Genomic DNA, 24290 nt, shown 5'->3' with positions numbered 1-24290 from the left:
TATGTCAGAGATCCTCATTGCCGGAGCGTATGTCGTTGGATCGCGACTCGCCTCCGGCCTTTTTATATTCCCCTTGCCTTACTGCATACGCTAACTGCACTACTCACAAACGCGTCAAACAACGTAGCGCCATGGCCGCTGCCTGGGTACGATTTTCTACCCCTATTTTCCGATAGATCTGCTCAAGATGCTTATTCACTGTGCGTGGGCTCAATTCAAGGATTTGGGCAATCTCCCGATTGGTTTTTCCCTGTGCTATCCACAACAGCACGTGCGATTCACGTTGTGTCAGACGCAGCATTTCCTTTAAAAGGTCAGCTTCTGTTTCACCATCGTCGGCGGTTAATCGAAACAGATAGGCCTCCTCCATCAGGCCTAAAAATCGCAATCGCCATGGCCCGATACCCAAGCGTTGCAAGTCTCCCGGTAGAGGTGTCTGCTTCAACCATTGAGTGACGATTCCTGGTATTGTCTCGGCAGCGTCACCATAGGCTTCACGCCATTGGCCTATCTGTGATGACACCCACGCCCACTCTCCCGCTTCATTCATCGAGAAAGAGCTCTGCCCCAGATAATCCAATGCTCGACGTGTTGCACGTGCTTCATGTGTATTGCGTAAATGTACTCGGATTCGGGCAATCAACTCAGCGGGATGGATGGGTTTGGTCACATAATCCTCCGCGCCAGAATCAAACCCTTTTACTACATGCTCTGTTTCGGAAAGCCCCGTCATAAAGATCACGGGAATACCGGCAACATCAGGTCGTGCCTTCAGTTGACGGCACGTCTCAAAACCATCCAGCGTGGGCATCAGCGCATCAAGCAAAATCAGATCAGGCACCATACGAGTGGCAATCTGAATCCCCTGTTCACCATCCAGCGCCACCAGGGTTGTAATACCTGCCTGCTCAAGCGCCTGATGAATCATGCCGAGTGAATCAGGAGAATCATCAACCACCAGAACGACATCCTGACGTTGTGGATAATCCAACGAAGTCATAGCTGTTTCTCCAGTAGTCGAATGATGTCGCGGAAATCCAGTCTGGCAAGAGCCATATCCAGCGCCTTCAACTGCATTGCATCAAAACGTTCATCTGAATGCGCTTTCTTTAACTGTTGGCGTAATCCACTCAAGTGCCCAACTTCGGCAAGTGCCAACGTCTCATCTCGCCATTGATCAAGCGAGTATGACGATTCATGGTGAGTGCGCTTGTCCAGAACATCAGCCGCATTATTATCATCTTGAACGTCTGTTTTTATTGCGTGCGCTGCCATTCCGGGCGTCGACAGGGAGGGTGAGGTTTTCACGTACCTGAAGTCAGGCTGTTCATGGACCCACTCCAGCGCCAAATGTTGTGCAAAAGTATGCAACAACTCCTCCATTACAAAGGGCTTAAGAATATAGTCATCATGAAAATCTCTGGGAATATCCATGGATTCCTGAGTATCCGCACTGGCAGACAACATCACGATCGTTCCCGAATATTGTTGTTGCCTTAGCGCTTCAGCCGTTTCCCAGCCAGTCATGCCCGGCATCCCGACATCCATCAACACAAGCTCAGGTGTGGAGGGCAGCACTTGCTGAAGTTGATGCAAGCAATCCATGCCATCAGCACTCGTTCGTACGTTGAATCCAAGAGAGCTCAAGACATCCTGCATCAATTGGCGATGACCTGCATCATCATCCACGACCATAATAGTCTTGCGTGCCCCCTTGTATCCAACAACCCACGGTGTAGTGGCAGGGGTGATCGCCTGGGACTGAACACGGGACAACATAAGACTGAGCTGGAAGTGGCTCCCTTGCCCCGGCTGGCTGGATGCCACCAGCTCTCCGCCCATGACCTCGGCCAGGAGTCTGGAAATGGTCAGCCCCATGCCCAACCCCTCAACGCTGGGCTGGCCGGGAGTAAGTATCCGTTCAAAAGGCTGGAAAATGCGGTTCAGATCATCAGCCGCAATACCTACACCGGTATCACGAATACTGAAGCGGGCAATCTGATTTTGATAGCTGATACTCAGGCTCACCTTCCCCTGATTAGTGAACTTTACGGCATTGGAAAGAAGATTGGTCAGAATCTGTCGTAGCCGTTTTTCATCTGTTGTCACCCATTCAGGGAGAGTTTTCTCCCCTGTCACCTCAAACACGACCCCTTTTTGCTGAGCCATGCTCTGAGCCATCAGGCACAGATCACCCATGATCTCCCTGATCCGGCAATGGCCTCGCTTAAGCTCTATCCTGCCTGCTTCGATCCGCGAAATATCCAGCAATTCTTCTATCAATTGAGAAAGATGCGCCGTATTGCGCCGAATGGCACTGATAGCCGGACGTTTGTCCTCCGGGATGCTGCGGTCTATCTCCAACAGCTGCGCATAGCCATAGGCTGCATTCAACGGGGAACGCAATTCATGACTCAACCCTGTCAAATAACGGCTTTTGGCACGGCTGGCCGTCTCGGCCTTTTCCTTGGCTTTTTGCAGTGCGTGGTCCGTTTTTTCATGGGCTTCCACTTCCTCCATCAGCATGGCTGTCTGGCGATGGCTCTCTTCCCGCGCCAGTTTTTTGCTTTCATGCGCCAGTACGACCAGCCAGCAAATTACGCCCAGCAGGATCATCAGCATGGTATAGATTTGAAGAAATACCGGTAATATGGCAGCGGGTTGCAGGCCTTCGCCCGGTAATTGACGATAGATCAGCGTCATCATGCCAGTGATCAGGCACATCACTGAACCAAAGAGCCCCACAAAATGTGCCATGCGCGAATTCAACGCGGGATACCATGGCGTGGGTAAAATACGCTTTAGCCATGAGGTCAGTTGCTCGGCTGCGGACGCATTTTCCTTACACATCCCCCCACAGCGGGCATCCAGCGAGCAGCATAATGAACAGATTTGGCTGTAATAGGCGGGGCAAAAGGACATGTCTTCAGCATCAAACGCATGACCACAAATACAACAGGCATGTTGCCTGCCTTCCACAATGTGATCGACAGGGCGCGCATGGTGATAGCGCCCTTTTGTCCACCATGCCAGCAAGGGTACCGTTACGAGTGTCGTCAATAATGTCAGATAACAAGCCAATGCCTGCGCTGTGCTCCCGAGGAAATCAAGATAGGCCAACAGCCCCAGTAACACAGCAATGGCCATCGAGCCAATCCCCACAGGATTGATATCAAACAGGTACCCACGCCTGAATTCGATCTTTTCAGGACACAAACCCAAGGGCTTATTGATACAGATATCCGCAACCACACTACCCATCCAGCCGATCGCGATAATCGAATAGCTTCCTAAAATCAGGGTGAAAGCACGATACATCCCGACTTCCATCAACAATAGGGCGATCAACAGATTAAACACCAACCACACGACACGGCCGGGATGGATATGAGTCAGACGTGAGAAGAAATTCGACCAGGCCAACGAACCCGCGTAGGCATTAGTGACGTTGATTCTCAGCTGACAGAGGACGATGAAGAGGCACGTAAATGCCGTCAGTAGAATTCCCTTGAAGGGCACATAGCTGAATCCAACCAGATACATGTGTAGTGGCTCTGCCGCCCGCAGTACATCCAGGCCACTGTCTACCGCCAATACAGCAAGAAAAGAGCCGGCTAATGTTTTACACAAACCAATCAGTGTCCAGCCCGCTCCTCCTGCAAGTAGCGCTCCGTTCCACGACCAGCCCATGCGTACAGGAAATTTACCCTGGCGTTTTGTCTGTTGAGTTGAGGAATCAGTATCCCCCGAAGATGAAAAGAACGGCGTAACAAGGGTCGGCGTATGTTCGTCGTTCACTTTTTTCATCGGACTGACTGTATATACATGTTGCCTACCTGTTCGTACTGGCCTTTTAACGGGTAGAAAACGCAGATAGTCCACTTGCTCACATGTCTGCCCGATTAGCGCAAACAGTACTGTGCTAATGGCACCAAACTGTACAAGATTGAAGCCTGATGAGTGTCCTGGTGAATGATAGGAAGTCCATTGTGACCATGCGTGTGAATCATGGTAGTAAATACAGAGGAACGGCAATAACTGCAGCGACACCCATATAGGGAGAGTAATAACCTGAAATCGGCTGATGTAGGTGATCCCATGGGAAACAATCGGCAGTACAATCAGCGAGCACAGGATATAACCCATCCATACGGGCACATGTAGGAACCAGTCCAGCGCCTGAGCCATAACGGTGGATTCAAGGGCAAAGAATATAAAGGTAAACGTGGCGTAAATAAGGGAAGTCAGGGTAGACCCGAGATAACCAAAACCTGCGCCGCGTGTGAGTAAATCTATATCCAGCCCTGCACGCGCCGCCGTTCTGCATATCGGGATCGACAGCAAAAATAACAAGGCAAACACCACCAGACACGCTATCAGCGTATTAGTGAATCCATACTGTAAGGTAGCCTGCCCTCCAATCGCCTCCTGTACCAGAAAACCTGCCGATCCCAACGCCGTAATTGCAACAGTAGAAGGGCGCTTACGTGCTGATTTGGCCGTAAAGCGTAGTGAAAAGTCTTCCAGTGTCTGATTGGCTACCCACTGATTGTAGTTGCGTCGTATCGGAAAGATACGCTGCTTTGGAAGCCTGTTTGTATTTATTTTCATCGCGCGTGGTCTGCCCGCACTTTAGGGATCGAGTTGTTATTATCATTGTGGATCGTTGCATCATGCGGACAACATACCAGCGTGCCTGATGAAATCGATTACCTGGTCCAGACCTTCCCCTTTCGCCAGATTGGTGAAGGTCCATGGACGCCCATTACGCATTCTTACCGTATCTTCTTTCATGACAGCAAGAGATGCACCGACATAAGGCGCCAGATCGGTCTTGTTGATGACCAGAAAGTCAGAGCGTGTGATCCCGGGGCCTCCCTTACGAGGAATCTTTTCACCCTCGGAAACATCAATCACATAAATGGTGAGATCAGCCAATTCAGGGCTGAACGTTGCACTCAGGTTGTCACCACCGCTTTCGATAAAAATAATATCAAGATTCTTCAAATCACGGGAAAGCGTTTCAACAGCAGCCAGATTCATCGAGGCATCCTCACGAATTGCCGTATGCGGGCATCCTCCCGTTTCCACGCCAACAATACGCTCAGGCGCCAATGCACCTGCCTCTGTCAGAATACGCTGATCCTCACGGGTGTAGATGTCGTTGGTGACTACGGCCAACTGATAAGTGTCCCGCATGGCCTTGCATAGCTTTTCCAGCAGTGCCGTCTTGCCTGAACCGACAGGGCCGCCCACACCAATACGTAAAGGCTGTTTATAGTCAGACATTGATTCTTTCCCTCTTGTATATATTTTTATCGAAAAGCACCTGTACTCTGCCTTTCATAACAGTTCATCAGGAGCGGAACAAGCGAGTGTGCTGAGTTTCATGGCGCGAAGAGGCAATGGCCACAAGAGGCACACTCCCCCCCAGTTCGTCATCCTCTAGAGCCATGGCCAGCGATAGTTGCTCGTCGAGTATCTGGCTCATCTCAATCAGAAGAGCCTGTGCGGCCTGCTGACCATAAGGCACCAGTTTGAGCCCCGCCATCACGCTGTTCTCCAGCCAGCTATAGCCATAACCCGCCAGCAAATCACGCAAGGGAATCTCCCATATACAGCCTGCCCAGGCGAAGCCACTGGCTTGAGTAAGCTGCAATGCTGCACGCCATGTGTCTTGCTCAGGCGCGATAGAGAGCCCCTGAAGTACCCTGAACAAGGCTTGGCTACGTTGTTGCTCTTCCTGACGGGTTTCCATGGTCTCCCGGCTACTCAGCAGCCATTGCCCCCAAACACGACACGTATCAATGTCATGATGGGCACATGCCTGATAAAGCCGCTGTAGAATGGGTAAATCCACGCGTACCAGTGAATGCTCCAGCTGAAGCAGTTGCCACTCCCTGAATGCCTCTACCGTTGTTACCCAGCCTGCTTCCGTGGCCCACTCCAACCCTTGCGAATAGGTAAAGCCACCTATCGGCAAGGAAGGGCTACTCAATTGCAATAAGCGCATCAGGCTAAGGGACACAGGCCTCTCCATGTTGTACCAAAGGCGTTTTATATCTCACAGGCATGGCATGCAGATACTTTCCTGTATGGACACTCTCAGTCAAATACATTAACTTAAGATAATATTAAAAACTGTCAGGACTAATGAGAATGTCCATGGCCATGCGAATGATGGCCCTGCGCGTAAGCACCTGAAACAGGTTCGAACGGCGCGTCTTCGGTTGTGACCGTCAGCCCCAAGCCACGCACCATATCATCCAGTACATGATCATGATGATAAGCAAGGCGCCCACGACCAATTTCCAACGGTACATGCCGGTTGCCCAAGTGGTAACAGGCCGTCGCAAACGCCAGGGGATCATCGGTATAAACGGCGGAAACAGTTTCATCGGCAGCAATGACCTGGATGATCTCCGTACCGTCTTCACTGGCAAGAAGATCACCACCGCGCAACAGGAGTCCGCGCTCCAGATGCAAACCGGCTTCTTCACCATCATTGAGCAGGATACGGGCGCGGCTCTTCATGCGGGTATCCAGATCCAATGTAGTCGTACGTACCGAAGTGTCAGCGTGGGGCGTGGTATCTACCAACCGTTGAGTGAGAAAGAGCATGACGCATCACCTTGTTTTTGGGAGTATTTCAACTGCCTTGATCACTTTAATTATGTAGTTCGGCTTGTTTCCTCTTCGTGCAGCCACCGCTTATCTCACGAATTGGATATTCTTCTGTTGGGCATAACAACGGCTATACCAGCAAGAAGCATTCATACTATCCTTAATGATTAGGCTCATTATTGCCGTAATGATAGACAGCGCCATACGAATAAAAGGGCATCGTTATCACACGTTAAAAGAGCATATCAAAAAGCAGGCGCACTAGACGAAATCGATACGCCGGAACTGTACGAGTTACGCAGATTAGCAAGCGTTCTGACGACAAGAATAAATGTCCCGATTCAAGGGAAAATGACAAGGGAATATCACCATGGCATCCGTTAATCGGTATCCGCGTTATCGTTGGCTTACTGTACCAACACTCTGTTTTACCATTATCCAGCCACTGCATGCTTATGCGACTGGTACTCTCTCAGGTACGGGTGCTCTCCCATCTGCTGAAAACAAGGCATTACAGGGAACGACACCTGCTTATATTCTAAACACAGAGGTGGTCAAAGCCTCCCCCGAAGCCATACAACAGGCTGCTACCGAACACGCCTTCCTTCCCGATCATGCGACTGTAGGGATGTTGGGAAGACAACCTTTGCAGGATACCCCGTTTTCCGTCAATGTATTGAATCAGAAACTCTTTAGCACCCTTGGTTTGCAAGATACCGCAGATGCGCTGAAATACTTTCCATCCACTCAGATGGAATTTCGTGATGGCAATGGGACAGGCAGACCTCAATCACGTGGCTTCGAAGGCGGTGTCATCGAAAACATGCACGAGGATGGCTTTAACATCGTTGCCACTACACCGATCCCCATGGAAATGTATGATCACATGGAGATCGTCAACGGATTGACCGGTCCTCAGTATGGTGCGGCGAATCCGGCTGGTGACTTCGATTACTACACCAAACGTCCCACGCGCACATATCAGAATACCTACGCGACGAGCGTGACCAACCATGGCCGGATCATGAATAGCCTTGACCTTGGCGGCTCACCCTCACGCTATGTCGGTTATCGCATCAATTTGCTGCACGAAGAAGGGAAGGCCTGGGCACAAGACTCCCACCTGTACCGTACACTCGGAAGCCTGGACGTTGATATTCATCCCACGTCATCCACGACCCTCCAGTTGCATGACAGCATGTATCGTTGGGAAGGACATGGCTTCCCCGGTGGCTTCCAGAATTACGTTGATTACGGCTTACCCAGTGCGATGGATGCACGGCGGCGAGGCTATGGGCAAAAGTATGCCGGCTCCAATATGCGTACCAATACACAAAGCTTCAAGGTACTCCAGAACCTTGGTAACGATTGGCAGCTCACCTTCGGGCTTTTGCATCAGAATGCCTTCAGGCAAACCCACAACATCACCAATGTGATGATTTCACCCACGGCATACGAACAAAAATATACACGGATCAATGCAACCGCGTGGAAATTCAATGTCTTGAGCAACCTGGCCACACTGGCGGGCAGCTTCCATACCGGCACGCTCAAACATCATGTTACGTTAGCGACAAATGGATTTCGCTGGAGCACACTTAACGGCAACAATTCGGCCTTTCAAGGCGTATCGGCCAACCCCGTTATAGGGACAGCGCCGTTGAATCATCCAAAGGCATTCCACAAACCTGATACCCCCTCATTGCCTCATTACAAATCCAGTACTGTTCGCCAGCAGAATGTGATGATAGGGGATGCCATCGATTTAAACCGTCACTTCACATTGCAACTGGACGGCAGCCACAGCTTCTTCCACTACAAGGCGTGGAACAAAAAAGGAGAGCGTACATCTGGAGGCAGCGATGGTGGAAATAGCGCGACCGCTGCTTTCCTCTATAAGCCCTCCCAGCAGCTGACCACCTATCTAGCGTACGCCAGTTCATTACAGATAGGCGGAATGGCGCCCAGTGGTGCCAAAAACGAGTTCCAGTTGCTCTCTCCCATCCGCAGTAAACAATGGGAATTGGGCCTCAAGAGCCGAATCAGTGACCGTGTAGACGTCAATGCCGCCGTCTTCCGCATTACTCGCCCACTGGCCTTCGTCGGAAATGACGGCTATTACCGCAATGAAGGCAAGCAGCGCAACTACGGCGCCGAGCTATGGGCAACCGGTAATCCAATACAGCACCTCCATATCATGGGCGGCGTCACCTGGCTGAATGCCAAGCTGCTGGATGCCTATGATCAATCTACCAGTGGCAAAAACGTGGTAGGCGTCCCCCATTATCAGGCCAATATGCTGGTGGAATATCAACTGCCACAACTGGAAAACCTTACCTTGCTCTCCAACCTGCACTATGTCGGCAAGCGCGCGGCTGATCCAACAAATCATACCTGGGCAGGTCGATATGCGACCATTGATATGGGCGCCCGTTATGTCGAACCCGACCTATATGGTCACAGGCTCAGTGTAAGCCTGATGATCGAAAACCTGACCAATCGAAAATACTGGGCAGGTGTTTTCCCAAGCTCGATCTATGGCAATACCGGATCAAACTATACCGCGTATTTGGGGACCCCCAGAACGGCTACGCTTTCTGCGAGTGTTTCTTTTTGATCATCAGAAATCAAAATAAAAAGTACCGCTGCGTCATGGGCAGCTCATGAGCGGGCTCACATGTCAGGAGCTCGCCATCGGCACGAACGTCATAGGTTTGTGAGTCCACCTGGATATCGGGTGTCAGGCCATTGTGAATCATGTCATGTTTGCCAATATGACGCGTGCCCCTGGCGACACCGATCAGGCTTTTAAGCCCCAGATTAAGGTCCACGCCCTCTTCTTTTGCACGCGCTGAAAGAAACGTCATGCGGGTCGCATGGCGTGCATCCCCCAAAGCCCCAAACATCTCGCGATAATGGACAGGTTGAGGCGTTGGGATAGAGCCATTGATATCTCCCATAGGGGCGACAGCAATCATCCCCCCCTTGATCACCATCGAGGGTTTCACACCAAAAAACGCCGGATCCCAAAGGACCAAATCAGCCAGTTTACCCACTTCCACAGAGCCCACTTCATGTGAAATACCATGAGTAATGGCCGGGTTGATGGTGTACTTGGCAATATAGCGTTTTACACGGAAGTTATCGGCTTCAGCGGTATCCTCTGGCAAGGCACCACGCTGGACCTTCATTTTGTGTGCCACTTGCCAGGTCCGGAGAATAACCTCACCCACTCGCCCCATGGCCTGTGAGTCTGAAGATGTCATGGAGAACGCTCCCATGTCATGCAGAATATCTTCTGCCGCAATCGTTTCACGACGGATACGTGACTCTGCAAAGGCAACGTCTTCCGGAATGGCGGGATCAAGGTGGTGACACACCATCAACATATCCAAGTGCTCATCGACCGTATTACCGGTATAAGGCAGCGTCGGATTGGTAGAAGAAGGCAAAATATTCGGTAAGGCACAGGCGCTGATGATATCGGGGGCATGACCGCCACCCGCACCTTCCGTATGGAACGTATGGATAGTCCGATCACCAATAGCCTGCAGCGTATCCTCGACAAATCCACCTTCGTTCAGGGTGTCGGTATGAATAGCGACCTGTATATCTTCTTCGTCGGCGACTGCCAAACAACAATCAATGGCCGCTGGTGTTGAACCCCAATCCTCATGCAACTTTAGTGACATGGCACCGGCGGCGACTTGTTCACGTAAGGCCTCAGGATGGGAAGCATTCCCCTTCCCCATCAAACCAATATTGACCGGCAAGGTATCCGATGCCTGCAACATACGCGCGATATTCCACCGCCCGGGTGTACAGGTGGTGGCGTTGGTACCCGTGGCAGGGCCAGTCCCGCCTCCCAACATGGTCGTAATGCCTGCTGTAATGGCCTCGTTCACCTGTTGTGGAGCGATAAAGTGGATATGGGAATCAATACCACCCGCCGTTACAATTTTGCCCTCAGAAGCAATAATTTCTGTACCTGCTCCGACAGGAATAGTGACGCCCGGCTGGATATCAGGATTGCCGGCTTTTCCGATGGTATGAATACGCCCCGACTTGATGCCAATATCCGCTTTGATGATGCCCCAGTGGTCGATAATCAATGCATTGGTGAGCACCAGATCCATACTCTCGTGATCAGACATCTGACCCTGCCCCATACCATCACGGATTACCTTCCCGCCACCAAATTTGACCTCCTCACCATAGTGAGTCAGATCATCCTCTACTGCGATCCACAGGTCAGTGTCAGCCAGTCTAATGCGATCGCCCGTGGTGGGCCCAAACATCTCGGCATAGGCCTGACGCGATAGCGTCGTTCGATCGCTCGATTGTGGCGTCTCGGAGCCAGTAAGGGGCGTCGCATTTTTTTCGTTTGAATGATGGGGCTTGGACGTACTCATGATTAATCCAGATCTCCCTGTATTTCACCACGAAAGCCAAAAATACGCCGCTTGCCTACAACAGGGATCAGCGTAATTTCACGTGCCTGCCCAGGCTCGAAACGCAGTGCGGTTCCAGCTGCAATATCAAGGCGGCACCCTCTAGCCAACGCACGCTCAAAATGAAGGGCAGGGTTCACTTCATAGAAGTGATAGTGTGAGCCGACCTGAATGGGACGATCACCATGATTCTCAACTCTCAGGGTAATTCGCTGGCGCCCCGGATTCAGTTCGATATGCCCCGCGGCTACTTTGATTTCACCTGGAATCATTTTTTCCTCTTGTACTTACTTTTGTACTTATTAGGGAAGATACAAGTAACAAGGTCTACAGATAGCCGCAGGCATGGCCACAGCACTACGCTCCTTGCGCCTTGAAGATGCTGATCGACTTACCACTATCCTTTCAGCACCAACGGCTAAACAATCGGATCATGAACCGTGACGAGTTTAGTGCCATCTGGAAACGTGGCTTCTACCTGTACTTCCGGGATCATTTCAGCGACACCTTCCATGACTTGTTCACGACTCAGTACATGCCGAGCCGAAGACATCAACTCCGCTACTGTTTGACCGTCACGGGCACCTTCCATGATCGCGGCACTGATCATCGCTACCGACTCGGGATAATTCAGTTTAAGCCCGCGATCCAAACGGCGCTCAGCCACCAGTGCCGCTGTAAACAGCAGCAGTTTGTCTTTTTCTCTTGGAGTCAGCTCCATGACGTTATCTCATTTATAATCATGGCATTAAATAACAATGACATTGTGTGGCACACGTTGTTATGGTTTTATTCACTCCGCTTTATTACGTGCCTAATAATGGCAGCGTGGCGGATATTATGACGATTTTTCTTTTTATAACAGCCTTTCAAATCTATTACAGGCTTTTTTCCATCGCCACTAGATCAATATCGTCAAACTGATCAACATCTCCATTTGGAGAGAATCCATTTTTCTCCCAAAACAGACGCGATTGTTCATTGGTTCTGGCATAACTAAGGAAAACATTTGTGATGCCCTGACTTTCGAAGCCCTCAAGGACATGCTTCAAAAGAAGAGAACCAATTCCCTTGCATTGATGCGTTTGCTCAATGATAAGCAAGCCGATCATCCCTGTATTGTGCTCGGGATAATGTGCAATTGTTTCAACAAATCCTATTAGCTTACCTTCGTGAATAATGCCTTCATTACGCTTATTCTCTGGCTGAGCTCCAGGGGGGAGCGCCGTCAACATTCTGTACGTTTTTTTTAGCGTAGGACTTTCATGCATATGTCGATAATAGGTTTTATTGGTTTTCAGTAGATCGAACAGAGATGGGACATGTTCCTGAGTTATCGGGATTATTATAGTCAAGTATTTACCTCACTTATGGCGACGAGTACACGTCATAAAGAAGGGGAATATTTCACGTTGCCCAAATACGCGGAGCAAGTGGTACTTTTCCAACAATGTCGTGGCGCACCGCTTCCCATAACGCTCTGACCATACGTTCCAATGGAATATTGTCTTCTGCCAGCAGGCGAATAACGAGGATGTTCTCAAGTAATGTTACTCCACCGGGAAAGCGAGAGGTTGCGACCAACGCTTGTACGCGCGACAGCAGGGTATCAGTGGCAGGATAAACAAGCAGTGTCGCTTGCATCGCATATCCACTCAACACAGCTGCACCTGCGGAAACGCGCAATACCTCGTTGATCACCAGTTGTTCATCCAATGTCACCTGAAGTCGCGAGGTCACATTACCGCTATCAAAGGTCTCGCCCATGACAGGACGTCCAAAACACAGCGTCTCACAAGCAATCAATCCTGCGCCCGACGCTAACTGATAAGTCGAGGTGAACGCTGCATTCGCACCAGCGAAGAAGATTGTGCCCGGTGGTAACCACTCGAGCGTAGCCTCTTTTTCTACCCGAAAATGCTGATTGATCTCGGCTTTAGGCCCTTTGGAACGATAAACCTTGTTGGCTCCCGGAGCCGTAATCAACCCCTGAGCTCCAGAGGCCACCGATACTTCGTAAGACAGCTTATCCCCTCCGACAATACCTCCCGGAGGATGCAGGAAATAAAGATGACACAGCTCCCCTTCCGGATAAAACGGCCGTTGAACCCTGAGCGGCCCCGTATGAGAGGCATGCGTTAGTGCTGTACGTGTGTTCTTTTTCGCCAGATGGACGCGGAGCGAGGCCTCCCACGCAGATGATGAACTGTTGGCCCACACAACAACACACTCCCAAGTATATTCAGTCACTCATAAATGCAAAATTAAAATACAGGACGACAATGAAGTACAGGAAGAATACTTGTACAAATTCGTGCGTTACAAATAAATGAGTGAACTATACTCGCTAAAGATCAGAATATGGATGAATATCTGAAGATAGCCCCCCCTGCGAATCACTCATGACAACTATAGATCAGGATAAAAAGGGAGTTTCATGACCATTATCGAGTGCATACTTGCCATTCTCACCCTGGTACTGGTGTGGAAGTATCAGCCTTCCCGTGAGAAGAAGTTACCACCTGCCGCTCAGGCAATAGTGGTTCTACTTTTGCTACTTGTTGCGTTCTCACGTATTACAGAAGCAAGTTATACGGTGAGTCCAACACATGATAGGGTAAAAACTTCATCAATGGATACCGCCGATACAAGCGGGTTCATTATCGGGATATTTTCCACACAAAATGCCAATGCGCCTAAAAACGTGAAGTCACAACAGGCATTGGGAGAAAAAACATCTCCCAATGATGACGACGATGAAAACAATTTAGACGACGATGACGAAGATACTTTCAGTGACGATGAGGAATAGGACTGATCGCAGGAGTATTCAGCTCTACGCAAATAGATAACTCCGTATTTCCAACTACATATCATCGATTAACCCGTTTACTGAACAAAAGAAGGGCCGTGGATAAACCTCTCCACGGCCCTTTTCCATACTTATGAATGCCTTGGCTTACAAATGCGTAAACAGCGTTTCCCCGGGAAGACGGGATTTCGGTAATTTGGCATTGAAGTCGGCATCAGAATGATGCCCCACAGTCAGCACTACGAGGCTTTTGAGATTTTTCTCTTTCAACCCAAAATCCTCATCAACACGTTCGCCATTGAAACCTTCTATAGGCGTCGCATCGAGGCCAAGCGACGCTGCACCGAGCAAGGCACCACCCAGGGCGATATAGGTCTGTTTCGCTGTCCATTCGGGAACATCTCCCGCTTCGCGATGTAGCCCGACAAAAAATGAACGTCCGTTGGCAGTCCCTTCTTTTGCCTCGGGTGTTGAATACCGGCCATCCTTTTCTTCCTGTTCCAACAGCTCATTCAGATATTCATCAGGCAATGACTGTTTGGAAGCGAAGACGATGGTGAGGGATGCATTCAACACTTTGGTCTGGTTAAAGGCATACTCTTCCCCTACAGCTTCTGCGAGCTTTTTCTTACCCTGTTCGCTGCTGACAACCAAAAAGTGCCAGGGCTGGGAATTAACTGAAGAAGCGGTATAGCGGATAATTTCGAGCAATTGCTCCAGGGCTTCAGGTGAAACCGGTTTCTCCGGATCATAGGCTTTGGTGCTGTAACGCGATTGGCTAATATCTACGAGATTCATGACAATTCCTTGTGATAAGGACACCATGGACAACCATGAGTGTCACTTTAAAGTTGTAAAGGTTGCATAAATCATAACGGAAAACGGGGGGATTAAGGCAAGCATAAGTTTGCCAAGACATTATTATTACTGCTCGAATAACATGCACTGGAAATGCAATCGCTCACCCTGTAGCCGGTCTGAATAACACAAACGAGCAATCAAACGGCAAAAACTTATTTATTTTCAAGAAATACGCTAGCCAATTTCTCATCCAATCTCTATGTTAGGGGCATTGGTATACGTGATATCGAAAATGGATAGAGAGCACTTATGAACCGTTTCTCAAAACGGTACTTTTTCAAAACTACAATAACCTTGCTCGGCAACAACCAGTAAAGTTACCAGCGACGCCAGGCAATAATAAAAATATAACCCACGCACAGCCAGAACACTCCATGGAATAAATACCCAGACAACAGCACTTGGTGCATGTCTTGTAGTGTGACCACACATTCCATTATCTCTTTTATTGACAGGAACAGCTGCATGAGACCAGTCACGGTAGCAACGAGCCAGATGTCGTGCTCATGGACACTTGATGAAAACATTGCCATTGCGGAGCGCCTGATACGCGAAGCCCATCGGCAGGGTGCACAAATCATTTTGATTCAGGAACTCTTTGCCTCGCCTTATTTCTGTATTGATCAGAGCCCTGAACATTACGCATTGGCAGAAGAAGAGTCCACCAGCCCACTGTTGGCGCATTTTACGGCTCTGGCTCAAGAGCTGGAAGTCGTGCTTCCAATCAGCTTCTTCGAAAGGGAACATCAGGCCTACTACAATTCCATCGTCGTTATTGATGCTGACGGAACACGGCTGGGTAAGTATCGCAAAAGCCATATTCCCAACGGGCCCGCCTATCAGGAAAAACAATTCTTTATTCCAGGGGATACGGGCTTCAAGGTGTGGGATACGCGTTACGGACGCATCGGTGTAGGTATCTGTTGGGATCAATGGTTCCCCGAGACGGCGCGTTGCATGGCTCTACAAGGCGCGGAACTCCTGTTTTTCCCATCAGCCATAGGGAGTGAACCCGACTACCCCGAGATCAATAGCCAACCGCATTGGACACGCGTCCAACAAGGCCATGCAGCGGCAAACGTGATGCCTGTCATTACGGCCAACCGCATTGGCACAGAGCAAAGCAAAACCCTGAAAGGCGCTGACCAGCAGCCCTATGAAATGACATTTTATGGATCGTGCTTTATTGCGGATCAGACCGGTGAGCTGGTTCAGCAAGCCAATAAAACCGATGAAACCGTACTTGTGCATACGTTTGATTTGGATGCAATTGCCGAACAACGAGCTGCCTGGGGGCTATTCCGTGACCGTCGCCCAACGCTCTATGGCGCTATTGCTACCTCCGATGGTCATCTCGGGAAATAACGATGGCCGTATTCACATCTGAAACAAGCCATTTTCGTATGCCAGCCGAGTGGGAACCTCAGCGTGCGGTGTGGATGCTCTGGCCCTATCGCACGGACAACTGGCGTACGCAGGCATTACCTGCTGAACAGGCATTCGCCGCTGTGGCAGAGGCCATCAGTCGTAAAACCCCCGTGTTCATGGGCGTCCCCGAAGCGTACATGGATACGGCGCAGCAAATCGTGCCTCGCCACATTACACTTGTGCCCATGGAAAGCGACGATGCCTGGTGCCGTGACGTAGGGCCTACTATCGTTATTAACGAAAAAGGGCAGCATAAAGCCATCGATTGGCAATTCAATGCATGGGGTGGTTTGGAAGGTGGGTTATACGACAATTGGGAAAAAGACAGCCGCGTCGCAGCTCAGATCGCCGAATATCTCCATTTCCCCGTAGAAAAGGTCGATATTGTGCTGGAAGGTGGCTCTATTCATGTCGATGGCGAAGGTACGCTGATCACCACAGAGGAGTGTTTGCTTAATACCAACCGCAATCCGCACCTTGGTAGAAAGGAAATAGAGCAGGTACTACGTACACAATTGGGCGTAGACACTATCATCTGGCTGCCATTCGGTACCTACAATGATGAAACCGATGGTCACATTGATAACCTGTGCTGCTTCGTTCGCCCCGGAGAGGTCGCATTGCATTGGACGGATGATCCCGACGATCCGCAGTATGAACGCTCTTGTGCAGCGTTGAAAATACTGGAACAGCAAACGGATGCGAAAGGCCGCACGCTAAAAGTGTGGAAACTGCCACAGCCCGGCCCGCTGTACATGACAGAAGAAGAAGCGGCAGGTATTGAGGCTGGTGCTGCCATACCCCGAATGGCCGGCGAGCGATTGGCGGGCTCGTATGTCAATTTTCTGATCAGTAATGGCCAAATTCTATTTCCTCTATTGGATGAGAAAACAGACGCCGAGGCCCTCCATATTTTCAAGACCATCTTTCCTCGCAACAGCGTCATCGGCATACCTGCCCGTGAAATACTGCTCGGGGGCGGCAACATCCACTGCATTACTCAACAGATCCCCCAATGAAGGAAGTTTTCATGTCTTCATCCCCCTATTCAAGCCAGGCTATCAACGCTTCTCAATATGACTTCTCGATAAAGGATGCCAAGCGTATCTACAACATTGACCAATGGGGTAGTGGCTATTTTGATTTGGATGAAGATGGTGATGTAATCGCCCGCCCATTCGGCATGCAAGGCACACCCGCTATCAAACTGGTCGATATTACAGAAGCACTTAAAGACGCAGGGCTACGTCTTCCCGCTCTGGTGCGTTTCAACAATATTCTGCATTCACGTGTCGAACATCTGTGCCGAGCATTCGACAATGCAACCACCGAACTGAATTATCAGGGTGGGTATACGGCCGTTTACCCGATCAAGGTCAACCAACAACGGCGGGTAGTGGAAGAGCTTCTCAATACTGACGAACGCAACAACAAGCGGCTGGGGCTTGAGGCAGGGAGCAAACCCGAGCTTTTAGCGGTGTTGGCACTGTCATCTGAATCCCCCTCATTGATTGTCTGTAATGGTTACAAAGACCGGGAATATATTCGTCTCGCATTGTTGGGTGAAAAACTGGGGCATAAGGTTTTTATTGTGGTCGAGAAACAGTCCGAGCTTTCCATGATTTTGGAAGAATCACAAAAGTTGAATGTGCGCCCCCGCATTGGGGTACGCGCACGGCTGATGTCGATCGGAAAAGGAAAATGGCAGAATTCCGGTGGGGAAAAATCCAAATTCGGGCTTACGGCACGCCAGGTATTGGCTGTTGTGGAACGCCTCCGCACGGAAGACATGCTGGATTCACTGGAGCTTGTTCATTTCCACCTGGGTTCCCAAATCGCCAACATTCATGATATTCAGCGCGGTCTGCGTGAATGCGCGCGTTTTTTCCAGAGTTTGTATGAAGCCGGTGCTCCTATTCAGGTCGTGGATGTTGGCGGAGGGTTGGGGATAGACTACGAAGGGACGCGCTCTCGCAGTCAATGCTCTACCAACTATTCAATGCCAGAATATGCGAACAACGTAGTGGCCGCGTTCCATCAACTCTGTGAAAGCCAAAACATTCCACATCCCCATATCATTTCCGAGTCAGGACGTGCGCTGACAGCTCACCACGCCGTTTTGATCACCAATATTATTGACGAAGAACGCCAGCTTACTTCAACGCTACCCGCACGCAGTGACTCGGATGCCCAACTGGATGTCCTGTGGAATACTTACGAATGGCTTCAACAACCAGCAGAGCCCCGTTTGATCGCCGAGTATTATCATGATCTGACTCAAGCCTTTCATGACTTGCAGGATCGTTTCGTGTTCGGCGATGCCTCACTGGAAAAAAGGGCTGAAGGCGAAGCAGTGTACATTGCGGCCTGCCATCAGCTGCGGGGGTTACTGGATGACCGTAATCGCTCCCACAGGGAAATACTGGAAGAACTGAATGAAAAGCTGGCGGATAAGCTTTTCGTCAACTTTTCCCTTTTCCAGTCTTTACCCGATGCATGGGGCATTGATCAGGTCTTCCCTGTCATGCCATTGAGTGGGCTGAATACCCTCCCCACGCGACGTGGTATTGTGCAGGATATTACCTGTGACTCCGATGGCCGGTTCGACCTTTATATTGATGGACAAGGTACGGAGACCTCTCTTCGGCTTCCTGATTGGAAAAAGGATCAAGAGAAACTACTCGGAATGTTCCTCATCGGCGCCTATCAGGAAATTCTGGGTGATTTACACAATCTGTTTGGTGATACGGATACTGTAGACATTACGCTGAAAACCTCAGGTGAATGGTCGCTCGGCCAATGTCTACCCGGTAATAGCGTGGCGCAGGTGCTCGGTTATGTAAATTTCGATATTGATGATTTTCACAGGCGCTATCAGCAGCAACTGGAAGATAGCCAGTTCTCTCAGGAAGAGCGTGACATGTTTTTAAACGAGCTGGAAACTGGTCTGGAAGGCTATACCTATTTAGAGGGGTAAGACGTTAGAGGAGTATAAGGTCAAATAAGAAAACAAGAGTGGTAAAAAATGCTTGGCCCCTGTTACCTATCCGTTTAGGATTAAGGCGAGTATTGCCTTGTGGCTTCATATCTGTTGCTCTTTCTGATCCCGGTAAATCCAGGGGCAGGCAAGTTTGTAAGCGAACAGGCTTGTGAATAGCCAGATCGCAGGCCAGGGCGTCATCTCATAAAGGTCCGAATAACAAGAAAATGGTTTCACGGACCAATCTACGTGCCTCGTTTCCTGTATTTACACAACTGACGGGCTCTGAAAGTCGTAGGCGGACTCGCTTAAGCAAGCTGCATTCGACAAAAAGCACACAATAAAAACCTAACACACAATAAAAAAACTTTTTGCCAGGAACCCTATTTATGCGCCCCTCATTAAAACACGTGCATCTGATGATGTTTGGGTCATTACTTATCTCATCTCCATTGATAGCACATGCACAAACCAGTCCTTATTCACCGGATAACGAATCCTTCACGGAGATGTTTACGAAGGGTAGCTTCAACGGCACCGTAAGCCTGATGAATTTCTCGACGCATAATGCCTACTTTGTACGCGGATTGAACCAGGACACCACTGCCTATGGCGCCAACGTCAACTTCTATAGTGCTCCGTACAAGGGCTTTACCTTCGGAGTCGGCGGTTATATCCAACGTGGAATAGATCGTAACGATAACCATTTGATTACAGAACTGGGCAATAACCAGAACAACATCGGTGAAGCATGGCTACGCTGGCAAGGCGCTGGATTTACCATCACGGGGGGAAATCAGCAACTGAGCATCCCGTTTGCCACTACCTGGAACTGGCGTATTACGCCCAACCTCTTTCAAGGGATAGACCTGAAGTACGGAACAAGCGACAACTATATCGAAGCAACGCGGATTTATCGTTATAAATGGTGGGGCGCAGGGCGCTTCAGCAAAACCAACATGTACAATCTTGACGGGACTGTCCCCGCAGATCGCACGACGTCAGGCATGTGGAGTATCGGCGCGCATGGTACCTACGACTGGGCCAATATTACCTGGACCGGTGATGCGTGGCATGAGGCGTATCATGACTTCGACAATATCGATTATTTCCAGGGTAAAGGCGAACTGGACAGTGATGGAATTCGTCCCTTCGCCGCCGTTCAGTTCATCCATGGCTACGGAAATGGCAAAACGCTGACAGCAAATGGGACCAATGGATCGAAGGATGCACAAAGCCATATCTATGGTTTGCAGGCAGGCTTTGACTACAAAACGTTTAATCTCTCTCTGAACTACGATCACACCACCCTGCATCGAAATGGTTATCTTGATGGCGCATTGGTAACGCCTTACGCACACAATGCGGCCTCAGGCCCCATTTTTGCACAGCCCTTCTTTACCAGTACGCAGGATCTTGGGGCGGGCAACTCCTACCTGATTAGTGCTTCCAACGTGTTCAATAACGTTATCAATCATGGCCAATTGATTGCCGGGGTACAATACTCCTTTATGGATCAGGCTGGTTATCCAACAGGGTATGACAATGGACGTTATACCGGAAAAAGCTTGAATCAGTCTGAATATCTGGCGTACTTCATTTATAACTTCGGTGGAGCACTGAGCCACTTATCATTGCAGGATTGGGCGGGTGTTCAGGTCGCACATCGTCCCGACACCCATCACGATACATTCTGGCAAAACCGCGTAGCGCTTCAGTATTCATTCTGAGGGCCCCCTACCCTCATGCATAGGCACTTGTTTCTATCCTCCCATTCTACCTTATAGAGACAAGTGCCTTATTTATATACGTTTTTTATTGCCGAATTTCTATTGAATGTGCAATCAGACTGTAAAAGAGGCAAATGTGTCACTTTGCTGCTCTCACTTGCTAGCTAATGCCCCTCATAATCCGACTTACCTATAAAATATGACCTAGATATAAAGTGTTGTTGCGCCTTTCAATAATAAAGCGTATTAAACTTAAGTGAATGAGTAGTACAGAAGTAACGTATTAGCAGCTCATTACGCTGTCAGGTGTCAACGTGAATTCTTTACACTCAATCATTATTCATCAAGTCATCACTGTTCGACTGAGGCAGAACTCAGGATTTAACGAGGGAAAATAGATGGAAAGTGCGAAAGGATTGAAATTGGGTCTATGGCCGTTTCTTGTAAGCCAGGCCATCATTGCTTTAGTGACTGCCAGCTTATTCAGTACGTATCAAGGTTTTTTGGATAACTCGACGGTTTGGTGGGTGTTGTCTGTATTATATATAATTACGGTTACCCCTCGCCTGACAGACTCAGGACTCCCCCAAATCGTCAGCTTGCTGTTCTCGGTTTCATCTTTGGTCCTGTTTTGGTGCTTGCGCCTGAATATCGAAATGGTGCTAATCTACTCAGGCTCAATTTGGCTTTATGCAGCGATGATTCCGAGTAATTTTATGCAACAAATTGCTGCTGAGGCACCTTGACGTTCGCTCTGTCAAAGATCCGACTCTGACGGATTCCACCCTTCAGCAGCGGCTTAGAGTCAATGTGGCTTTGATGAAAGCCACATTTTCGTCAATTGCCAATACGGTCTGCCAATCGCGCTACCGCCTGCCTGAACGCAGTCTCGAAGTGCTCATTCACTGCAACATCCCCACCGGATAGCACAATGAAACCTTCGACCATCCCATTCTGCCGCATCCCATCCGAGTGGGCCAGCATACCATCGGTGTCTTCGTCATCACCTGAGCCCAGCTCATTATTGCCTGCCCGAGCTCTCAACGACTCGCCCCAGGCATGCTTCCAATAATCAGCTACCTTATCGGGGTAATTTCGACCATCTACCGTATATCCCTCCATCGGTTTACCTTGAGCGTGCATGTAACCGATTTCAACAGCAGTACCCGGGTCCATATCCGCTGAACGGCGGAAAGGATCAATACAGAATAACCCCGCATCACATTCATCCATCAAGGCACGATCCGCTTTGACGATGGTGAGTATGGTATCTCGGCCGGGGGCCAATGCCTTGACGTCCTCCTGACCATCAAACGGGGAAATCCCTGTTAGTCCATATTCCTGGCAGATCCCTTTCAGGGTATCGAAAAGCGCCAGCGCCCCTGTTCGGAACACCAGATCTCCTGCCAAATAGATTTTCCTGCCTTCCTGTCCAGCGAATATAGTCTCTGTACCGGTTTTTACTTGAGTTGTTACCTGGGGATTGGTTGAAGACTCAGCTGTAGACGAAGCGCTTGGATATACTGCGGATGTTGTTGTCTTTATGGGCATGATATTCATTGCCTTTGCCATGATTTGAATAAATGAATACTGTTATTGTTATCGCTAACGGCAATGCTAGAGGACACGCGGCAATTATATTAGCGACTCCCCTACCTGCATGCTTTAATCGACCTCATACTCATTCTAGCGTGTTAATGACTGTATTTTCAGCGCAAATACACATTACTCAATACTTGTGAGATTACATGTACTGTTCCCCTTTAGCCTCAGACTCCAGCGCGTCGGCTCATCACGGCCGAAGCTTACGATCTACCGGTCAACAGTGTTTATCTCTACTGATAAACAGAGAATCATGGTGTACCTGGCTAGTGCTGATATCTATCACTCTTTCTGCGTCAGCTTATGCATGGCCAGTAGGGCATGTATTACCCCAAGGGCAGGATGAACAGCTTTGGCCAGCGAACGCTTCTCATGTTGGAGAGGAAGAAAAGAGTATTCGAGGCAATGTGGTTGAAACACTTACACCTCATATGGTGATCTACTCTCCCCCCAAGGGTAAGGCCAATGGCACCGCCGTGCTGATCATGGGAGGCGGAGGATATCATCACATCGAAATCGGCCGTGAAGCTCTTCCTGCGGCCAGGTGGCTCACCGCAGAAGGGATCACCGCCGCTGTTCTCTATTACCGCCTACCTTCCGCGCGCCCACACCACACCTCCGGCTTATCAACAGGCACTCACTTACCCTTAACGAAGGGTACTCGAAAGATCAGTACCACAGCCCCATTTCAGGATGCACAGCGCGCCATGCGATTACTCAGAACACATGCCACCCAGTGGGATATCAACCCTCAACGCATTGGTGTCATGGGATTTTCGGCAGGAGGTAATCTGGCAGCCATTACAGCCACACGCTTTCAACATGACTTTTATCAGCCGGTAGATACAGCGGATAGAGCTTCATCACGACCTGACTTCGCCATTCTATTGTATCCCGTCATTACCTTGCAGGCACCCTATAATCACAACCAGAGCAGCCGAATCGAGGGGGCAACGACAACGGATGCAGCCGCCTATTCAGCCCAACTGTATGTAACCAAAGAGACACCGCCCATGTTTCTTGCTCAGGCAGCAGATGATCCGATTTCCAACGTCCACAATAGTGAGATGATGTTTGCTGCCCTGCAGTCGCACCACATACCTGCCGAGCTGCATGTTTTTGAGAAGGGTGGACATGGGTGGGGATTGAAAAAGCATGGCGAGGTAGCCATTTGGCCGCATCTGGCTCATGACTGGCTACAGGAAAATGGCTATTTGAACGCCGGCCATGACACGGGCCAAGTACGTAAACCATAACGTTCAGAATTTTCTGTCAAACAGGAGTTCCATGGGATACGGAAGAGCAAGTGCATACGTTGACCCGGGGCTCACCATTGCTTCACGGCTCACATAGCGCAATTCAACGGTTTCTTCGTCACCCTCTGTGCTTAGCGTCCCTGTTACCTGACAACCATACAGAATGGCCGTATATTCAACCTGATCACCATTCGGATAGGTATAGCGAAATTGCTTGCCCGAAAATACTGCCAGAAGAGTCTCTTGTGTAACCGTTAGCCCTGTTTCTTCCTGAACTTCACGGTGTAATGCCTGTTCGGGTGATTCTCCCGGCTCTATTCCACCCGCTGGCAAACTCCAGGGCTCACCGTTACCCTTTCCCTGAAGAAGCAGTCGCCCTTTGGAATCGCGGATGATGGCAGCCACACAAGGAAGCAAAAGCCGTTGGTGCCCAATCAAACCACGTAACTCCCTGATATAGTCTGAAGACATGCGATCCCCCCACTCTATCGTTGTTTTATCCGAGGTAAACAGCAATACACTACATGTTAAGCCTACTCATCAATT

General features: G+C 49.7%; 21 protein-coding genes. 8 read left to right on the top strand and 13 right to left on the bottom strand.

Translation table 11 applies throughout. The features are described 5' to 3' along the window. Positions 1 to 103: 103 nt before the first annotated feature. The 5 genes from LMG33818_RS09115 to ureE all read right to left on the bottom strand — a co-directional run bounded on the left by LMG33818_RS09115 (position 104) and on the right by ureE (position 6621). The gene (locus LMG33818_RS09115; RefSeq protein ID WP_442323065.1) at positions 104 to 1000 is read right to left on the bottom strand and encodes a response regulator; all 897 of its coding nucleotides are present in this window, start codon (positions 998 to 1000) and stop codon (positions 104 to 106) included. Continuing rightward, a complete protein-coding gene (locus tag LMG33818_RS09110) occupies positions 997 to 4611 on the bottom strand; it encodes a hybrid sensor histidine kinase/response regulator (protein ID WP_442323064.1) in 3615 nt (1204 codons plus the stop codon). The genes LMG33818_RS09115 and LMG33818_RS09110 overlap by 4 nt, the downstream gene beginning before the upstream one ends. Before the next feature lie 60 nt (positions 4612 to 4671). Continuing rightward, positions 4672 to 5289, bottom strand: a complete 618-nt coding sequence (gene ureG, locus LMG33818_RS09105; RefSeq protein WP_442323063.1) for an urease accessory protein UreG — start codon at positions 5287 to 5289, stop codon at positions 4672 to 4674. A 67-nt stretch (positions 5290 to 5356) separates the two neighbouring features. Continuing rightward, positions 5357 to 6028, bottom strand: a complete 672-nt coding sequence (locus LMG33818_RS09100) for an urease accessory protein UreF (protein WP_442323062.1) — start codon at positions 6026 to 6028, stop codon at positions 5357 to 5359. A 122-nt stretch (positions 6029 to 6150) separates the two neighbouring features. After that, entirely contained in the window at positions 6151 to 6621 is a 471-nt protein-coding gene (gene ureE / locus LMG33818_RS09095) for an urease accessory protein UreE (protein WP_442323061.1), read from the bottom strand. 373 nt (positions 6622 to 6994) lie between these two features. Here ureE and LMG33818_RS09090 point away from each other — a divergent pair, with 373 nt between their 5' ends. After that, positions 6995 to 9241, top strand: a complete 2247-nt coding sequence (locus LMG33818_RS09090) for a TonB-dependent receptor (protein ID WP_442323060.1) — start codon at positions 6995 to 6997, stop codon at positions 9239 to 9241. A gap of 10 nt (positions 9242 to 9251) precedes the next feature. On the opposite strand, the gene ureC is transcribed toward LMG33818_RS09090, so the two are convergent. The 5 genes from ureC to LMG33818_RS09065 form a co-directional block, all read right to left on the bottom strand. Further along, positions 9252 to 10922 (bottom strand): urease subunit alpha, encoded by a 1671-nt coding sequence (gene ureC, locus LMG33818_RS09085; protein ID WP_442323136.1) that lies wholly within the window; start codon positions 10920 to 10922, stop codon positions 9252 to 9254. A gap of 116 nt (positions 10923 to 11038) precedes the next feature. Further along, on the bottom strand, positions 11039 to 11347 hold the full coding sequence (locus LMG33818_RS09080) for an urease subunit beta (RefSeq protein ID WP_442323059.1): 309 nt from the start codon (positions 11345 to 11347) through the stop codon (positions 11039 to 11041). A gap of 146 nt (positions 11348 to 11493) precedes the next feature. After that, a complete protein-coding gene (locus tag LMG33818_RS09075) occupies positions 11494 to 11796 on the bottom strand; it encodes an urease subunit gamma (RefSeq protein ID WP_442323058.1) in 303 nt (100 codons plus the stop codon). A gap of 157 nt (positions 11797 to 11953) precedes the next feature. Further along, positions 11954 to 12430, bottom strand: a complete 477-nt coding sequence (locus LMG33818_RS09070) for a GNAT family N-acetyltransferase (RefSeq protein WP_442323056.1) — start codon at positions 12428 to 12430, stop codon at positions 11954 to 11956. Positions 12431 to 12482: 52 nt separating this feature from the next. Further along, positions 12483 to 13295 (bottom strand): urease accessory protein UreD, encoded by an 813-nt coding sequence (locus LMG33818_RS09065; RefSeq protein WP_442323055.1) that lies wholly within the window; start codon positions 13293 to 13295, stop codon positions 12483 to 12485. Positions 13296 to 13512: 217 nt separating this feature from the next. Between LMG33818_RS09065 and LMG33818_RS09060 the strand changes: the two genes are divergently transcribed. Continuing rightward, positions 13513 to 13887 carry a hypothetical protein gene (locus tag LMG33818_RS09060; protein ID WP_442323054.1) on the top strand — a complete coding sequence of 125 codons (375 nt, stop codon included), beginning with the start codon at positions 13513 to 13515 and terminating at the stop codon, positions 13885 to 13887. 147 nt (positions 13888 to 14034) lie between these two features. Here LMG33818_RS09060 and nfsB read toward each other — a convergent pair whose 3' ends face one another. After that, positions 14035 to 14685, bottom strand: coding sequence for an oxygen-insensitive NAD(P)H nitroreductase (nfsB, locus tag LMG33818_RS09055; protein ID WP_442323053.1), 651 nt, complete (start codon positions 14683 to 14685; stop codon positions 14035 to 14037). A 528-nt stretch (positions 14686 to 15213) separates the two neighbouring features. Between nfsB and aguB the strand changes: the two genes are divergently transcribed. From aguB to LMG33818_RS09030, 5 genes are all read left to right on the top strand, one after another. Continuing rightward, a complete protein-coding gene (gene aguB / locus LMG33818_RS09050) occupies positions 15214 to 16113 on the top strand; it encodes an N-carbamoylputrescine amidase (RefSeq protein ID WP_442323052.1) in 900 nt (299 codons plus the stop codon). A gap of 2 nt (positions 16114 to 16115) precedes the next feature. Beyond that, the gene (gene aguA, locus LMG33818_RS09045; RefSeq protein WP_442323051.1) at positions 16116 to 17195 is read left to right on the top strand and encodes an agmatine deiminase; all 1080 of its coding nucleotides are present in this window, start codon (positions 16116 to 16118) and stop codon (positions 17193 to 17195) included. Positions 17196 to 17206: 11 nt separating this feature from the next. Then, complete coding sequence (gene speA / locus LMG33818_RS09040; RefSeq protein WP_442323050.1) at positions 17207 to 19153, top strand: biosynthetic arginine decarboxylase; 1947 nt, start codon at positions 17207 to 17209, stop codon at positions 19151 to 19153. Between the two features lie 392 nt (positions 19154 to 19545). Next, a complete protein-coding gene (locus tag LMG33818_RS09035; RefSeq protein WP_442323049.1) occupies positions 19546 to 20886 on the top strand; it encodes a hypothetical protein in 1341 nt (446 codons plus the stop codon). Between the two features lie 398 nt (positions 20887 to 21284). Next, positions 21285 to 21632, top strand: a complete 348-nt coding sequence (locus LMG33818_RS09030) for a hypothetical protein (RefSeq protein WP_442323048.1) — start codon at positions 21285 to 21287, stop codon at positions 21630 to 21632. Between the two features lie 91 nt (positions 21633 to 21723). On the opposite strand, the gene LMG33818_RS09025 is transcribed toward LMG33818_RS09030, so the two are convergent. Further along, a complete protein-coding gene (locus LMG33818_RS09025) occupies positions 21724 to 22437 on the bottom strand; it encodes a nucleoside 2-deoxyribosyltransferase (protein WP_442323047.1) in 714 nt (237 codons plus the stop codon). 320 nt (positions 22438 to 22757) lie between these two features. Here LMG33818_RS09025 and LMG33818_RS09020 point away from each other — a divergent pair, with 320 nt between their 5' ends. Next, positions 22758 to 23744 carry an alpha/beta hydrolase gene (locus LMG33818_RS09020; protein WP_442323046.1) on the top strand — a complete coding sequence of 329 codons (987 nt, stop codon included), beginning with the start codon at positions 22758 to 22760 and terminating at the stop codon, positions 23742 to 23744. A 3-nt stretch (positions 23745 to 23747) separates the two neighbouring features. Here the strand turns inward: LMG33818_RS09020 and LMG33818_RS09015 are convergent, their stop codons facing one another. Continuing rightward, complete coding sequence (locus LMG33818_RS09015) at positions 23748 to 24215, bottom strand: NUDIX domain-containing protein (RefSeq protein WP_442323045.1); 468 nt, start codon at positions 24213 to 24215, stop codon at positions 23748 to 23750. Positions 24216 to 24290: the final 75 nt, after the last annotated feature.

It is taken from the genome of Cernens ardua (assembly GCF_051251085.1).
Classification (GTDB): Bacteria; Pseudomonadota; Gammaproteobacteria; order Pseudomonadales; family Halomonadaceae; genus Cernens; species Cernens ardua.
This window is presented reverse-complemented; position numbering and strand designations above follow the sequence as displayed.